The 15767-nt window shown below is 74.5% G+C and carries 15 protein-coding genes; 13 read left to right on the top strand and 2 right to left on the bottom strand.

The window, feature by feature from the left end; all coding sequences use genetic code 11:
* On the top strand, positions 1-562 hold a 562-nt coding region (locus ABLM29_RS20985), incomplete at its 5' end, for a hypothetical protein (RefSeq protein WP_349716542.1).
* Between the two features lie 14 nt (positions 563-576).
* On the opposite strand, the gene ABLM29_RS20980 is transcribed toward ABLM29_RS20985, so the two are convergent.
* A complete protein-coding gene (locus ABLM29_RS20980) occupies positions 577-1089 on the bottom strand; it encodes a winged helix-turn-helix transcriptional regulator (protein ID WP_349716540.1) in 513 nt (170 codons plus the stop codon).
* Between the two features lie 63 nt (positions 1090-1152).
* Between ABLM29_RS20980 and ABLM29_RS20975 the strand changes: the two genes are divergently transcribed.
* Positions 1153-1620, top strand: coding sequence for a PaaI family thioesterase (locus tag ABLM29_RS20975; RefSeq protein WP_349716538.1), 468 nt, complete (start codon positions 1153-1155; stop codon positions 1618-1620).
* 82 nt (positions 1621-1702) lie between these two features.
* Here the strand turns inward: ABLM29_RS20975 and ABLM29_RS20970 are convergent, their stop codons facing one another.
* Positions 1703-2758, bottom strand: coding sequence for an AbrB family transcriptional regulator (locus ABLM29_RS20970; RefSeq protein ID WP_349716536.1), 1056 nt, complete (start codon positions 2756-2758; stop codon positions 1703-1705).
* 155 nt (positions 2759-2913) lie between these two features.
* On the opposite strand from ABLM29_RS20970, the gene ABLM29_RS20965 reads away from it, so the two are divergent.
* The 11 genes from ABLM29_RS20965 to ABLM29_RS20915 form a co-directional block, all read left to right on the top strand.
* A complete protein-coding gene (locus tag ABLM29_RS20965; RefSeq protein ID WP_349716534.1) occupies positions 2914-3819 on the top strand; it encodes a carbon-nitrogen hydrolase family protein in 906 nt (301 codons plus the stop codon).
* Positions 3816-5159, top strand: a complete 1344-nt coding sequence (locus ABLM29_RS20960; RefSeq protein WP_349716533.1) for an amidohydrolase family protein — start codon at positions 3816-3818, stop codon at positions 5157-5159. Before ABLM29_RS20965 ends, ABLM29_RS20960 begins: the two co-directional genes overlap by 4 nt.
* 3 nt (positions 5160-5162) lie before the next feature.
* Positions 5163-6086 (top strand): GntR family transcriptional regulator, encoded by a 924-nt coding sequence (locus ABLM29_RS20955; protein ID WP_349716532.1) that lies wholly within the window; start codon positions 5163-5165, stop codon positions 6084-6086.
* Positions 6087-6147: 61 nt separating this feature from the next.
* Positions 6148-7092, top strand: a complete 945-nt coding sequence (locus ABLM29_RS20950) for a substrate-binding domain-containing protein (protein ID WP_349716531.1) — start codon at positions 6148-6150, stop codon at positions 7090-7092.
* Entirely contained in the window at positions 7092-8510 is a 1419-nt protein-coding gene (locus ABLM29_RS20945) for a 4-hydroxyphenylacetate 3-hydroxylase family protein (RefSeq protein WP_349716529.1), read from the top strand. The genes ABLM29_RS20950 and ABLM29_RS20945 overlap by 1 nt, the downstream gene beginning before the upstream one ends.
* Positions 8503-9750, top strand: coding sequence for an amidase family protein (locus ABLM29_RS20940; RefSeq protein WP_349716528.1), 1248 nt, complete (start codon positions 8503-8505; stop codon positions 9748-9750). Before ABLM29_RS20945 ends, ABLM29_RS20940 begins: the two co-directional genes overlap by 8 nt.
* Entirely contained in the window at positions 9747-10634 is an 888-nt protein-coding gene (locus tag ABLM29_RS20935; RefSeq protein WP_349716527.1) for a polysaccharide deacetylase family protein, read from the top strand. The genes ABLM29_RS20940 and ABLM29_RS20935 overlap by 4 nt, the downstream gene beginning before the upstream one ends.
* Positions 10631-11893 carry an amidase family protein gene (locus tag ABLM29_RS20930; protein WP_349716526.1) on the top strand — a complete coding sequence of 421 codons (1263 nt, stop codon included), beginning with the start codon at positions 10631-10633 and terminating at the stop codon, positions 11891-11893. Before ABLM29_RS20935 ends, ABLM29_RS20930 begins: the two co-directional genes overlap by 4 nt.
* The gene (locus ABLM29_RS20925; RefSeq protein ID WP_349716525.1) at positions 11890-13332 is read left to right on the top strand and encodes an NAD(P)-binding domain-containing protein; all 1443 of its coding nucleotides are present in this window, start codon (positions 11890-11892) and stop codon (positions 13330-13332) included. The genes ABLM29_RS20930 and ABLM29_RS20925 overlap by 4 nt, the downstream gene beginning before the upstream one ends.
* The gene (locus ABLM29_RS20920; RefSeq protein ID WP_349716524.1) at positions 13325-14251 is read left to right on the top strand and encodes a polysaccharide deacetylase family protein; all 927 of its coding nucleotides are present in this window, start codon (positions 13325-13327) and stop codon (positions 14249-14251) included. Before ABLM29_RS20925 ends, ABLM29_RS20920 begins: the two co-directional genes overlap by 8 nt.
* On the top strand, positions 14248-15767 hold a 1520-nt coding region (locus ABLM29_RS20915; RefSeq protein WP_349716523.1), incomplete at its 3' end, for an amidohydrolase family protein. The genes ABLM29_RS20920 and ABLM29_RS20915, both read left to right, overlap by 4 nt.

Raw genomic sequence — 15767 nt, 5'->3', positions numbered from 1 at the left:
GGATGCCGGGGACCTGCCGCTCGGCGCGGCCGCGGCCGCGGTCGCGATCGCCGCCGGCGGCGTGCACACCTGCGCGACGCTGGCCGCCGGGGCGGTCCGCTGCTGGGGGTTCGGGAACGGTGGGCGGCTCGGGTACGGCGACACCGGCTCCGTCGGGGACGGCTCCGTCGGTGGCAAGGAGACCCCGGCCGATGCCGGCGACGTGCCGGTCGGCGCCGCCGTGCGGGTCCGTGCCGGCGTCCGGATGCCTGTCGAGCGCTCGCCGCGTCGCGACCGCCGGGCGCCGTACGTCTTCCGGGTGAAGGGCTCGCTCGAGGGCGCGTTCGTGGCCGACCCGGCCACCTGCGCCGGCACCGTGAAGGTGCGCGCGGCGAAGGGGAAGCGCCGGCTGGCGTTGGTGACCGCGACGGTGCGCGACGACTGCCGGTTCGTGGCGAAGGTGCGGATCAAGGCCCGCAAGCTCCCGGTCCGGAGGAAGACCCGGATCACGCTGACCGTGGTCCACCCGCGGACCGACGACCTGGGTGGTGCCCGGAAGACGCTGGGGGCCTACGCCCACTGACCCGGGGCGCCGGGTCAGTCCGTGGCGGTCGCCGCGCCGTACGGCTTGGCCGACGGGCCGGGGCGGCTGGTCACCTCGCGCGGGTCGGCCAGGTGGTGGCCGGCCGCGCAGTGGATCTCGACGTGGACCGGCTCGCCGCAGTCGCGGTGGATGAACTCGGTCGGCACGCCGGCCGGGTCGGCCAGGTGCGCGTCGCCCCAGCGGGTGATCGCGAGCAGGATCGGCTGCAGCTCCATGCCGACGTCGGTGAGCCGGTACTCGTGGCGGGTCCGGGCGCCCTCGTCCTGGTAGGGGACCCGGTGCAGGATGCCGTGCTCGACGAGCGTGGCCAGCCGTGAGGTGAGCACCTGGCGGGGGATGCCGGCGTGGCGCTGGATGTCGGCGAAGCGGCGCACGCCGAGGAAGACCTCGCGCAGCACGACGACCGTCCACCGCTCGCCGAGGATGGCCATCGCCCGGCCGAGGGAGCAGTTGTCGACGGACCAGCTGAGTGCGGCCGGGGTCGTCGGCGCTGACGGCGTGCTCATCCCGCCAGCATAGACCCTGAATCTGATTGACAGACCCAGCATCGCGCTGGTTCCATGGTGGCCATGGCTGAGTCCGTTCTGGAGACCCAGGGTTTCGACCCCACCGCGCACGACGGCTACGAGCAGCTGTCCGCGATCATCGACGGCCGGCTGCCCCCGGCGCCGATCGCCGGGACCATCGGCATGGTCAACTTCGAGATCCTCGACCGCGGCTCCGTCGCCGTCGAGCTGGTCCCCGAGCCCCGCCACTACAACCCGATCGGCAGCGTCCACGGCGGCGTCCACTCCACGCTGCTCGACACCGCCTGCGGCTGCGCCGTGCACTCCACCCTCGCGGTGGGGGAGGGCTACACCTCGCTCGACCTCACCGTGAAGTTCCTCCGACCGGCCACGGTCGACTCCGGCCGGCTGCGGGCGATCGGCAGCGTCATCCAGCGCGGCCGGCGTACCGCCCTGGCCGAGGCCAAGCTGTACGACGCCCAGGACCGTCTCGTCGCCCACGCCACGTCGAGCTGCATGATCTTCAGCTGACGCGGGCGTTCAAGCGCATCGTCACATCCAGATTGGCCCCGATCCGGGCGATTTCGGGGCCAATCTGGATGTGACGATGGATCTAGTCGGTCGCCGGCCGACGGTCCTCGAACCGGTGCAGGTACGCCGACACGAACGGCGCCGAGACCAGGATGATCACGGTCCGCAGGATCTGCGAGGCCGCCACGAACGTCACGTCGCCGCCGGCCGCGGCACTCATGCCGAGCACGGCGTAGATGCCGCCGGGGTTCGTCGCCAGGTAGCCGTCCAGGGGGCTCACGTCGGTGAGGGCGACCAGCACCCAGCCGAGCCCGGCGCAGGCGACGATGGTGGTCAGGATGGTGACCAGCGCGGTCGGGATCATCCGGCCGATCTGGACCAGCGAGGCGAGGGTGAACTTCAGGCCGACCTGGATGCCGATGCACAGGTAGCCGACCGTGAGCACCAGCCACGGGACGGTCGCGCCGTCGAACCAGGGCACGAGGGTGAGCAGCGCCGCGACCGCGAGCGGGCCGAGGATGGCCGGGGTGGGGAAGCGCAGCAGCCGGCCGACGTAGAGGCCGCCGACGATGGCGACCGCGCAGAAGGCGAGGTCGAGGGGCAGCGATCCGGTGTCGAGGTAGACCGTCCCGGCGTCCTCGTCGGCGCGGGCGCCGAAGACGAGCGTGGCGACCACCGGCATCACGGAGAGCACGACGAGCAGCCGCAGGTACTGCAGCGTCGCGACCACCCGCGAGTCCGCGCCCAGCTCGTCGGCGACGGCGGTCAGGCCGGCCGCGCCGCCGGCGATCGAGGAGAAGGTCGCGGTGACCCGGGAGACGCCGTGCCGCATCAGCAGGGTGCCGACCAGCACCGAGACGACCAGCGAGAAGCAGCCGACCACCACGACCAGCAGCCAGCTCCAGCCCAGGTCGGCCAGGGACGCCCAGTCGACCGCGATGCCGACGACGACGCCGACCACCGCCTGGCCGGTGGTGAACCACCGGTCGGGGAGGCGCAGCGGCTGCCCCGGACGCGACACCGCGTAGACCAGCGCACCGGCCAGTCCGCCGAAGAGGACCGGGGTCGGCAGGTCGACGGCGGTGAAGGCTGCGGAGAAGAGCGCGGCGAGCGCGAGCAGCAGGATCCAGGGACGCACGGGGCACACCGTAGACCCAGTTCAGCGGCCTCGTCCGAGGTCTTTCTGTCCCTCTGTCCCGGGCGGTGTAACACAATCGAGAAGATCGTCAGGGCGGCGTAAACAGCCAGTTACGGCCTCCGGAGGACCCCGGTTCCGTCCCTAGTGTCGGCGCCATGAGCACGGTCCCGAACACCCCCGACGAGGCGCCGCGGAACTACGTCCTGGCGATGGCGCAGCCCCGGCGTGTCGGGGGTCGCGGGCCGGGCGGCCCGGCCGACGTGGACCACGCCGTGGAGCTGGTCGACCGGGCGGTCGCCGCGGGTGCGGACCTGGTCTGCTTCCCCGAGTTCAGCCCCGGCCCGATCGACGCCGACGCCTTCTACGACGCGGCGCCGCAGCTGAGCGCGGCGGCCAAGGCCGGCGACGTCAACGTGGTCTGGTCGGCCAACGAGAGGGCCGAGGACGGGCGCTACCACCTCGCCGTGCACGTCATCGGCCGCGACGGCGCCGAGGTCCTGCACTACCTGCGCACCCACCCCGCGACCATCCCCGCCGAGGAGACCCACGGGCAGCTCACCAGCCCCGGGCCGGAGTTCGGCAACTTCGTCCTCGACGGCATCCCGATGGGCATCGTCGTCTGCAGCGAGATGTGGACGCCCGAGGTGCCGCGGATCGTCGCCCTGCGCGGCGCCGAGATCATCCTGTCGCCGGCCGGCGGCGGCTTCACCAGCCTGACCCGCAACTGGCAGATCATCAATCAGGCCCGCGCCATCGAGAACCTCTGCTACGTCGGCCTCACCAACAACCTGTGGGGCGAGGAGCAGGGCGCCGCGATGATCACCGGCCCCGAGCACCCCCTCGCCTTCGCCGGCCGCGAGGAGCTCGTGGTCGCCACCCTCGACCTCGACCGGGTGCGCTGGCTGCGCGGGCACGACGACTCGATCGCCGAGCCCAAGCCGTTCGACTCCATCCCCGGGCTGCTCCGCGCCCGCCGCCCCGAGATGTACGGCGACCTGGTGGCCCCGCAGCCCGACGCGTTCGACTACCTGACGGGCACCGCCAGGGTGGTCCGGGCATGACCACCCTGCTGCGCGGCAAGTGGGTGATGGCGCCGACCCCCATCGAGGACGGCGCCGTCGCTATCGAGGGCGACGCGATCGTCGCGGTCGGCCCCTGGGCCGACCTCTCGGCGCGCTACCCGGACGCGGAGGTGCACGGGTCGGCGTACGACCTGGTCGGTCCGGGCTTCGTCAACACCCACGGCCACTTCTCCGAGGGCCTGATCACCGGGATCGGCTCCGACCTGACGCTGTGGGAGTGGATCAAGGACCTGATCGAGCCGGTCCGCCCCTACTTCGACGCGGAGCGCGCCTACTGGGGGACCCTGCTGTCGGCGGTGCAGATGCTGCGCAGCGGCGTCACCACCGCCAACGACATGTTCGTCTGCCACCCGCACCCCGACCCGGTCACCCCGGGGGTGGTGCGGGCGCTGGACGAGGTCGGGCTGCGCGGCGTGATCTCGTTCGGGTCCGGCGACCACCACGAGAACACCACGATCGCGGCCGAGCTCGCCGAGCACGAGGCGCTGCTCGAGGCGACCCTGGCCTCGCGGCTGCAGACCTTCCGGCTCGGCATCGCCGCCATCGGCGCGCAGTCCGACGCGATGCTCGAGGAGAGCGTCCGGTTCGCGGTCGACCGCGGCCACGGCGTCCACATCCACGTCCAGGAGATCCGCGAGGAGGTCACCGCGACCTACCAGCGGTTCGGCCGCACCGTGGTCGGCCAGTGCGCGGAGATGGGGCTGTTCGAGGCGCCGGTGCTGGCCGCGCACTGCGTCTGGCTGGACCGCGACGACCGGGCACTGATGGCCGAGCACGGCGTCGGCGTCGCGCACAACCCGGTCGCCAACGGCATCCTCGCCTCCGGCATCGCGCCGGTCGCCGAGATGCACGCGGCGGGCATCGACGTCGGGATCGGCGTGGACGGCGCCGCCTCCAACGACAGCCAGGACTTCCTCCAGGCGATGAAGACCGCGCCGCTGCTGGCCCGGGTCCGCGACCTGCAGGCCACCGCGATGAGCGCCAAGGAGGCCTACGACATGGCCACCATCGGCGGCGCCCGGGCGCTCCGGATGGAGGCCGAGATCGGCAGCCTCGAGGTCGGGAAGAAGGCCGACGTCGTCGTCTTCGACGGCGAGGGCCCGACGCTGGCGAACGTGCACGAGCCCTACCAGGCCCTGGTCTTCGTGGCGGGCAGCCGCGAGGTCAAGGAGGTCTGGGTCGACGGCGAGCTGTCGCTGGCCGACGGCGAGGTCACCCTGGTCGACCCGCGCGAGGTCGCGGCCCGCTCGCGCGAGCACGCGGCCGGCCTGGTCACCGCCGCCGGCATCGGCCGGCTCTCGTCCCTGGTGCGGAGGTAGCAGGTGGACGTCGCCCCCGGTCTCGACGAGGTCTACCGCCGGCTCCTCGACCGCGTGCTGACCGGCTTCTACCCGGTCGGCTCCAAGCTCCCGTCCTGCCGCGCGCTGGCCGCCGAGCTCGGCTCCAACTCCTCGACCGTCGACCGCGCCATCGGCAGGCTGGCCGCCAGCGGGCGGGTGCGCACCGTGCCGCGGCGCGGGACGTTCGTCGAGCAGACCGACGACGCCGGCACCGTGGACGGCCGCGACGTGGTCGCCCGCGAGCTCGACGAGGTGCTGGTCCGCGCCCGCCGGCTCGGCTTCACCGCCGCCGAGGTCACCACCCTGGTCGAGCACGCCCTGGACCGGGTCGGCTCGATGCGGCGGATCGCGGTCGTGGAGTGCAACGAGCGCGACCTGCGCCACGTCCAGGAGCTCGTCCAGCGCGCCAGCGGCGTCGAGGTGCAGCCGGTGCTGCTGGCCGACGCGGCCGGCCGGGTCCTGGACGAGGAGTTCGACGCCGTCGCCTGCCCGATCTTCCACCTCAACGACATCGCCGACCTGGTCCGCGAGCTGGACCAGGTGGTCGAGCTCAACCTGGTCGCCTCGCCGTCGGCGCTGCGCCGGCTGATCGGCGTCCGGCTCGAGGAGCGGATCGTCGTGGTCGCGCCGAGCCGGCGCGGGGTGCAGTGGATGATCGCCACGGTCGGCCAGTACTACGCCGGCCCGATCGAGGGCGTCGAGGTCGGCCCCGACAGCCCCGACGACCCGGCCCGCCTCGACGGCGCGCCGGTGCTGGTCGTGAACAACGCCGCCACGCTGCCGGCCGGCATCGAGGACCGGGTCGGCCAGATCATCCCCATCGAGTGGGAGCTCGACGGGCGCTTCACCACCGCGCTCCGCTCGCGGGTGGAGAGCGTGATCAGCGCCCGGCTCGAGGCCGGATGAGCGAGGCCGGCACGACCAGCCAGACCAGCACCACCAGCACGTCGCAGAAACGAGGGATGCAGTGAGACTCACGCTCGGCCTGTCGGACTCGGCCCGCACCCGCCCGCTGGCCGACGGGCGGGTGACCATCCCGGGCGTCGAGTCCGAGGTCACCCTGATGGCGGTGCAGGAGCTGTTCAACCACCAGATGGTCCACCACACCTTCGACGTCTGCGAGTTCCCGCTCGCTACCTACCTGCGCAGCCTGGAGCGGCCCGAGCGGCCCTACCTGGCGGTGCCGGTCTTCCCGTCCCGGCACTTCCGGTTCTCCTGCATCTTCGTCAGCGACAAGTCCGACGTCGTCGACCCGGGCGACCTGGCCGGCAAGCGGATCGGCATCTCCGTCTTCGACATGGCGGCCGGGGTCTGGCTGCGCGGCATCCTGCACGACCGCTTCGGCGTCGACCGGCACTCGCCGACCTACGTCATCGGCGGGCTGGAGTCGCCGTACGCCGGCGACGAGCACCCGCAGCTCTACCCCGAGGGCTTCTCCTTCGACTTCGAGCGGGAGACGTCGCTGGCGCAGGCGCTGGCGGAGGGCGCCATCGACGCGCTCGTCACGGCGCGGGCGCCGTCGACCTGGCCCGACGGCGGCGTACGGCGCCTGTTCGACCGCCCGCGCGAGGCCGAGCTGGCCTACTTCCGCGACACCGGGATCTTCCCGGCGATGCACGTGCTCGCGGTCAAGCGGCCGCTGGCGGAGGCGCACCCGGAGCTGCCGCAGGCGCTCTTCGACGCCTTCGTGGCGGCGCAGGAGCAGGCCCGGGCGGACCTGTTCGACTCGGCCGCCCTCGACTCGGTGCTGCCCTGGCAGCTCGAGGAGCTGCTGGAGACCGAGCGCCTGCTCGGCGCGGACTACTGGGCCGCGGGCGTCGAGGCCAACCGCCCGATGCTCGAGACGGCCATCGACTACTGCGTCGCCGACGGGCTGATCGCGCGACGCCCCACCCTGGAGGAGCTGTTCTGATGCTGCGCACCGGTGCCGACTACCGCTCGGCCCTCGACGACGGTCGCGTCGTCTACGTCGACGGCGAGGCCGTCAAGAACGTCGCCGAGCACCCCGCGTTCGCCGGGGTGGTGGCGACGATGGCGTCGATCTACGACGCCTCCTGCGAGCCCGGCAGCCCGCTGGTCGACCCCGACACCGGCCGGCTGGCGATCTGGACCACCCCCTACACCGAGGCCCAGCACGAGCTCCGCAAGGTCGCGCTGGAGGAGTGGTCGCGGCGCAGCCACGGCTTCATCGGCCGCGGCCCCGACCACGTCGCGGGCCTGCTGGCCGGCTTCGCCTCGGCGCCGGAGGTCTTCGACACCGAGGACCGGGCGCTCGGGGCCAACGTGGTCGCCTACCACGAGAAGGCCTCCGCCGAGGGCCTGTGGCTGGCCAACTCGATCGTGCCCCCGCAGATGAACCCGGCCGACCCCACCTCGCGGGTGCGGCCGCTGGAGATCGTGGAGGAGCGCGAGGACGGCATCGTCATCGACGGCGCCCAGATGCTCGGTACCGGCGCGGCGGTGGCCGACGCGATCTTCCTGACCTCCGTGCGTCCGCTCGCCCCGGCCGAGACCGCGCGGGCGCTGAGCGTGGTCGTGCCGATCAACGCCCCCGGCCTCTCCCTGCTGTGCCGCCGGCCCTACGCCACCGCCGGCGACGCCTTCGACTACCCGCTGGCCAACCGGTACGACGAGACCGACGCGATGGTGGTCCTCGACCGCGTGCTGGTGCCGTGGGAGACCGTCTTCGCCGCCGGGTCGACCGAGGTCGTCAACCGTCAGTTCTTCGGCACCGCCGCGCACCAGATCGGGAACCTGCAGTCGATCATCCGGCTCGCCGCGAAGCTGCGCTTCCTGACCGGCATCGCGGCCAAGGTGCTCGTGGCCAACGGCCGGGACAAGGACATGGCGCTGCGCGGCCAGCTCGCCGAGATCTCCACCATCCAGACCGTGACGGAGGCGCTCGCGGAGATGGCGCACCGGTGCGCGAAGCCGGACGCCAACGGCGTGTGGCGCCCCGAGGGCAAGTACCTCTACGCCGCGATGGGCCAGCAGACGGACGTCTACCCGCGGGCAGTGAAGCTGCTCGGCGAGCTGGTCGGCGGCGGCGTCATCCAGGTGCCCGCCGCGGCCGCGGACCTGCGCAACCCCGACGAGGCAGCGGCGATGGACGTGGTGATGGGCTCCGACCAGCTGCCGGTGGAGGAGCGGGTGAAGCTCTTCAAGCTCGCCTGGGACGTGGTCGGCTCGGAGTTCGCCGGCCGGCACGTGCAGTACGAGCGGTTCTACTCCGGCAACGTCGCCGTCGTGCGCAACTACGCCCACCGGCACTACCCGTTCGCGGAGGTGGAGGGGCTCGTCGACGAGTTCCTGGGCTCCTACGATGCCTGAGACCGTCCCCACGCTCGACACCGTCTGGGCCCCCGACGGCGAGGTCGTCCTCGAGCCCACCGGGCACGGCACGCTCGACGGCCTGCGCGTGGTCGTCAAGGACCTGTACGACGTCGCCGGGCACGTCACCGCCGCCGGCAACCCGTCGCTGGCCGCCGGCGCGCCGGCCACCGCGACCGCCGCTGCCGTCACCCGGCTGCTGGCGGCCGGCGCCACGGTCGTCGGCAAGACCGCCACCGACGAGCTGGCGATGGGCATGTTCGGCGTGAACTCCCACTTCGGCACGCCGCCCAACCCGGCCGCCCCCGACCGGGTGCCGGGCGGCTCCTCCAGCGGCTCGGCCGCGGCGGTCGCCGCCGGCCTGGCCGACCTCGGGCTGGGCACCGACACGGGTGGCTCGATCCGGGGGCCGGGCTCGTTCTGCGGGCTGGTCGGCCTGCGGCCCACCCACGGGCGGATCGACACCGCCGGCATCCGCCCGATGGCGCCGGGGTTCGACACGGTCGGACTGCTGGCCCGCGCCGTCGGGCCGGTCGCCACCGCCTTCGCGGCGCTTGCACCCCCGGGCGAGCGCCGCGAGGTCCGTCCGCGCCGACCGCTCGACCGGCTGGTGCTCCTCACGGACCTGGTCGACCGGGCCACGCCGGACGTCGCCGCGCACACGCGCGCGACGGCCGCCGCGTGGGCGGACGCGCTCGGCCTGGACGTGGTCGAGGAACCGCTGGTCGAGGAGCCCCTGCCGGCCGACCTGGTCACCGTCTTCTGGCCGCTGATGAGCCGCCAGCTGTGGCAGTCCAACGGCGCCTGGGTGACGGGCGAGCACCCGGTGCTCGGGGAGGGGATCGAGGCCCGGATCCTGGCCGCCGCCGAGGTGACCGACGAGGAGGTCGCGGCCGCCGAGGCGCTCCGCGCCGCGCTGCGGGAACGGCTGGCGGCGCTGCTGGACGGCTCGTGGACCGGCGCGGTCGCCTTGCTGCCCACGGCGATGGACGCCGCGCCGCCGCGCACCCTCCCGCACGCCGACCTGATGGCGTGGCGCGACGCCAACCTCGCCTTCGTCGTGCCGGCCTCGCTGACCGGCTCGCCCCAGCTCACCCTGCCGACCGGCACCGTCACGCACCCGGTGGCCGGCACCCCCGCGCCGATCGGCACCTCGCTGCTCGGCCTGCCCGGCGACGACGAGCTGCTGCTGGCGATCGCCGACCGGATCGGCGCCGCCCACCCGGAGGAGACCCCATGACCGAGCGCGTCGCGCCCGCCCCGTTCGCCCTGTCCACCGAGGCCCCCCGGCTGGAACCGCTGGACGGCGCGTCGGTGCTGGTCAGCGTCGTGATCAACCTGGAGCACTGGACGCTCGACCGCCCGATGCCGCGGGCCGCGCTGCCCGCGCCGGGCGGACTCACCGTGGTCCCGGACGTCGCGAACCACTCGTGGGTCCTCTACGGCCTGCGGGCCGGGCTGCCCCGGCTCGCCGACGCGCTGGCGCCGCTCGGCAGCGCCGTCACCGTGGCGCTCAACGCCGACGTGATCGACCACTACCCGGCCGTCGCCGACCTGATCGAGGAGCGCGGCTGGGAGGTGGTCGCGCACGGCGTCCGCCAGCAGTCGATCCAGACCTACGAGGAGGAGCGGCCGGTCATCGAGGAGGCGCTCGCCCGGATCGGGAAGCGCTTCGCGGCCCCCCGCGGCTGGCTCAGCCCCGGCATGAACCAGACGGACGACTCCCTGCGGCTGATGGTCGAGGCGGGCCTGGAGTTCAACCACGACTGGATGATCGACGACCGCCCGGTCTGGCTGACGACGCCGTCCGGCCCGATCCTCGGGCTGCCCTACACGCTCACCCTCAACGACGTGACCACCTACCAGGTCGGGCTGCAGCCCGACGGTGCGCTGGCCGACCGCACGGTGCGCACCCTCGCCCGGCACACCGCCGAGGCCGGCGCCGCTGGGAAGGGCAACCCGGTGGTGATGCCGATCGGGCTGCACCCGCACGTCATGGGCGTGCCGCACCGGATCGCCGAGATCGAGCGGATCGTCGCCGCGGTGCAGGTCCAGGAGAGCGCGTCGTTCGTGACGTCCTCCCAGATCCACGATTGGTACGTCGGGCAGGTGCCCGCCCCGTGACCACCCCCGCCGCGACGAGGGTCGCCGCCGGCACCGGCTCCGCCGTCGCCCGCTCCCTGGCGGCGATCGCCGAGCGCGACCCCGAGCTCCAGGCGTTCGTGCACGTGGTGGCGGACCCGGAGCCGCCCGCCGCGGGGCCGCTGAGCGGCCTGCCGATCGCGGTGAAGGAGATCATCGACGTGGCCGGGCTGCCGGTCACCTACGGCTCGTCGCTCTTCGCCGACCGGGTCGCCAGCCGGGACGCCGAGGCGGTGGCCCGGCTGCGGGCGGCCGGCGCGGTGGTGGTCGGCACCACCACGACGACACCGTTCGCCTGCGGCACCACCACGGTCACCGACAACCCGCACGCGCCGGGCCACACGCCCGGCGGCTCCTCGGCCGGCTCCGCCGCCGCGGTCGGCGCCGGCCTCGTGCCGGTCGCGCTGGCCAGCCAGTCACAGGCCTCGACGATCCGCCCGGCGTCGTACTGCGGCGCGTGGGGGTTCAAGCCCTCCCACCTGCGGCTGCCCCGCGACGGCATGCACCTGCTCGCCGACACCCTCGACGACCTCGGCCTGATCGCCGGCTCGCTGGAGGACCTGACCCGCGTCGTCGAGGTGCTTGCCGAACCGGGGCTCGCGGCGCGCCGAACCGGGGCTCGGGGCGCGCCCGGCGTCGGGCTGCGGGTGGGTCTGCTGCGCCTCGACGACGGCGGCCTGCCCCGGGCGGAGACGCTCGGCGCGCTCGCCGACCTCGTCGACGCGCTGCCGGGGGACGGGATCACGGTCGCGTCCGGGACGCCGGCGCTGGCCGCGTTCGACGCGGCGGTCGCCGGCAGCGGGCGGGCCTGCTTCGACATCTTCGCCGGGGAGAGCGCCCCGGTGCTCGCGGCCCACGTCGCGGCCGGGGAGCCCGACCCGCGGCTGCGCGAGATGGTCGACCACGCGGCCGCCCTCGGCGGTGCCGGCCTGGCCGCTGCGCTGGCGCGCCGCGAGGAGCTGCGCGCCGCCTGGGCCGCGCTCGCCGAGGAGCACGACGTCCTGCTCACCCTGTCCACCACCAACCCCGCGCCGCCGGGCCATGCCAGCACCGGCTGCCGCCGGATGCCGGCCACCGCCTCGCTGCTGGGCGTCCCGGCTCTCTCGGCGCCGTGGCTGACCGTCGGCGGCCTGCCGCAGGGCGTCCAGCTGCTGGGCTTCGAGGGCCGAGACGAGGAGCTGCTCGCCGCGGCGCGAGTGCTGGCCGACCGCCTCGCCGACCGAACGGAGGAGACCGCATGACCGAGCCGCCCACCGCGCTGACCCGCCTCGAGGAGCAGGTCCGCCGCGACCTGGAGGTCACCGCCTACCCGCGCCCGGAGTGGCTCACGCCGCGCACCCACGCCGGCGAGCCGGTGCTCGACGTGCTGATCATCGGCGGCGGGCAGGCCGGCCTCACCCTCGCCTTCGCCCTCAAGCGCCGCGCGATCACCAACACGCTGGTCCTCGACGCGGCCCCCGAGGGCGGCGAGGGCCCCTGGACGACGTACGCCGCGATGCACACGCTGCGCACCCCCAAGACCAACACGGGGCCCGACCAGGGGCTGCCGTCGCTGACCGCGGAGGCCTGGTACCGCGCCGCGCACGGCGACGAGGCCTGGGACGCGATGACGTTCATCCCCAAGGAGCACTGGCAGGACTACCTGCGCTGGTTCCGGACGGTCACCGGGCCGCGGATGCGCAACGGCGTCGCGGTCACGGCGATCACCGGGGCCGCCGACGTGCTCCGGGTGGAGACCACCGAGGGGACCCGCTTCGCCCGGCGGGTCGTGCTCGCCACCGGGCTGGCCGGCAACGGCGAGTGGACGGTGCCCGCGATGATCCGCGACGCCCTGCCGGCCGACCGCTACGTGCACACCGGGGCGCCGGTCGACTTCTCCCGGTTCGCCGGGCAGCGGGTCGGCGTGCTCGGCGGGGGAGCCTCCGCGTTCGACTACGCCGGCTCGGCGCTCGAGCACGGCGCGACCAGCGTGGACCTCTTCTACCGCCGCGCGGAGGTGCCCCGGGTCAACCCGTTCCGGTGGATGGAGTTCTACGCGTTCGGCGCGCACTTCCCCGAGCTGCCCGACCCCGACAAGTGGCGCTTCACCGTGCAGTTCCAGCGCACCAACCAGCCGCCGCCGCAGCAGACCTGGTACCGGTGCACCCGCCACGACACCTTCGCCCACCACACGTCGGCGGACTGGAAGTCGGTGCGCCTCGACGACACCGGCGACGGCGCGGGCGAGATCGTCGTGGCCACCGGCGCCGGGGAGTTCCGCTTCGACGCGGTGATCAGCGGCACCGGCCCCAGCGTGGACCTCGCGGTCCGCCCCGAGCTGGCCGACCTCGCGCCGCACGTCGCCACCTGGGCCGACCGGTTCACCGCGCCGGCCGGCTGGGAGGACGCCGGGCTGTCGACGTACCCCTACCTGGACCGCGACTTCGCCTTCACCCAGCGCACGCCCGGCGAGGCGCCGTGGATCGAGCGGGTCCACGACTTCACCTACGGCGCCCGCCTCTCGATGGGGCTCAACGGCAACATGAACTCCGGCCTCGGCGCCGGCGGCCGGCGGCTGGCCGACGCGCTCTCCCGGTCGCTCTTCCTGGAGGACCGGGCCGGCTTCTTCGCCTCTTACCAGGCCTACGACGTCCCCGAGCTGGTCGACCTGGGCAGGCCGGGGGAGCAGTCCGATGGGTGACGAGCACCCCCGCGACCTGGTCGGCTACGGCGCCGACCGGCCGGACCCGCGGTGGCCCGGCGGCGCCCGGCTCGCCCTGACCATCGCGGTCAACGTCGAGGAGGGGGCCGAGTACGCCGTCGGCGACGGCGCCCCGCGCAGCGAGTCGCCGCTGACCGACGCCGGCGACGCCGGGGCCGACGTGCCCGGGCGCGACCTCGCCGCGGAGTCGATGATGGCCTACGGGAGCCGGGTCGGCTTCTGGCGCGTGCACCGGCTGCTCGCCGAGCGGGGCCTGGTCGCCACCGCGTCGGCCTGCGCCCTGGCGCTGGAGCGCAACCCGGCGATCGCCGCGGCCGCGCGCGACGCGGGCTGGGACCTGATGGGCCACGGCCACGGGTTCACCAAGCACTACCTGCTCTCCGAGGACGAGGAGCGTGCGCAGATCGCCCGCGCGGTGGAGTCGTTCCGCGGCACCTGGGGCTCGGCGCCGGAGGGCTGGTACTGCCGCTACGGCCCGTCGCTGAACACCCGCCGGCTGCTGGTCGAGCACGGCGGGTTCCTCTACGACTCGAACGCCTACGACGACGAGCTGCCCTACTGGACGCGGGTCGGCGGGGCCGAGGGTGGTGCCGCGCGCCCGCACCTGGTCGTGCCGCACACCTTCTCCAACAACGACAACAAGTACGCCAAGGGCTGGTGGTCCACCTCCGCCGACGCCTTCACCTACCTGCGCGACGCCTTCGACGTCCTGTACGCCGAGGGCACGGCGGGGCGGGCCGGGATGATGGTCGTCTCGGTGCACCCCCGGCTCACCGGCCACCCGGCGCGGGCGGCGGGTCTCGCCCGGTTCCTGGACCACGTGGTCGCGCACCCGGACGTGTGGGTGACGACCCGATCGGCGATCGCCCGGCACTGGGCCGAGGTCCACCCGGCATGAGCGTGCTGCTGACGGGCGGTGTCGTGGTCACCGGGCCCGGCTGGGTGCCGGTCGCCGCGGACGTGCTGGTCGACGGCGGCGCGATCGCCGCGGTCGGCGCCCCGGGGTCGCTCGACGGTGGGGGCCACGGCGAGCGGGTCGACGTGAGCGGGCGGCTCCTGCTCCCCGGCCTGGTCAACGCCCACACCCACTCGCACACGCTGGTCGCGCGCGGCGCCGCGCGGGACTGGACCCTGGAGGACTCGCTGCTCAACGGCGGCTGGATGTCGGCCGCCCGCGGCGCGGAGCTGGCCGAGCTGTCGGCGCTGCTCGCCGCGACCGAGATGATCGCCTCCGGCGCGACCGGGGCGTTCGACCTGATGGCGCAGGCCGGCGGGCCGGACGTGGACGGCCTGCTCGCCGCCGCCCGCGGCTACGCCCGCGCCGGCCTGCGGACGGTGCTCGCGCCGATGGTCGCCGACCGGTCGGTGCACGAGGCGGTGCCGGCGATCGGGGAGTGCTGCGGGGTGCCCCCGGCAGGGTCGCCGGCCGCCGAGGTCGTCGCGCGGTGCGCGGCGTTCGCCGACGCCCTGCTCGACGAGGCCCCGCTCGGCGGGCTGGTCACCCCCGCGGTCGCGCCCACGATCCTCGCCCACTGCACGCCGGAGCTGGTGGCCGGGCTGCACACGGTGGCCGCCGAGCGCGGCCTGCGGGTGCACACCCACCTCGCCGAGTCCAAGCCGCAGGCTCTGGCCGGTGCCGAGCGGTTCGGCCGCTCGATCACCGCCGAGCTGGACCGGCTCGGCGTCCTCGACGACCGGCTCACCGTCGCGCACGCGATCTGGCTCTCCGACGCTGACCGGGACCTGCTGGCGGCGGCCGGTGCGGTCGCGGTCACCGTGCCGGGCAGCAACCTGCGGCTCGGCTCGGGGATCGCCGACGCGCGCGCGACGCTCGCCGCCGGCGTACGGCTCGCGGTGGGGACCGACGGCGCGAACTCCGCCGACGCCCTCGACGTGCTCGACGCCGCCCGGCTGACGGCGCTGCTGGCGCGCGCGTCCACGCGGCCGGCCGCGGAGTGGCTGACGGTCGAGGAGGTGCTGACCGCCGCGACCGAGGGCGGCGCGGCCGCCTGCGGGTGGGACCGGGTGGGCCGGATCGAGCCCGGCTGGGCGGCGGACCTCGCGCTGCTCGACCTCGGCTCGCGCGCCTTCCTGCCCGCCACCGACCTGGCCAACCAGGCGCTCACCGCCGCCCGCGCCGCCGACGTCACCGACGTGATGGTCGCGGGCCGATGGGTCTACCGCGACCGCACGTTCCCGGGCCTCGACGTGGCCGCCGCCGAGTCGCGGTTCCGGGAGCTCGCCGAGGAGCTGCTCGCCGCCGCGGCGCCCGCCCGGGACGCGGCGCCGCCGTGGTCGCCGCGCTCGCGTCATCCAGCCGATGCGCCTCTTCCACTCCTCGAACCTCTACCTGTCGCTGCGGGTCGTGTGCCTCAGGCTGACCACGCGTCACACCTGACAGGCACTTCATGCGC

Source organism: Nocardioides sp. YIM 152588, assembly GCF_040191335.1.
Taxonomy (GTDB): domain Bacteria; phylum Actinomycetota; class Actinomycetes; order Propionibacteriales; family Nocardioidaceae; genus Nocardioides.
This window is presented reverse-complemented; position numbering and strand designations above follow the sequence as displayed.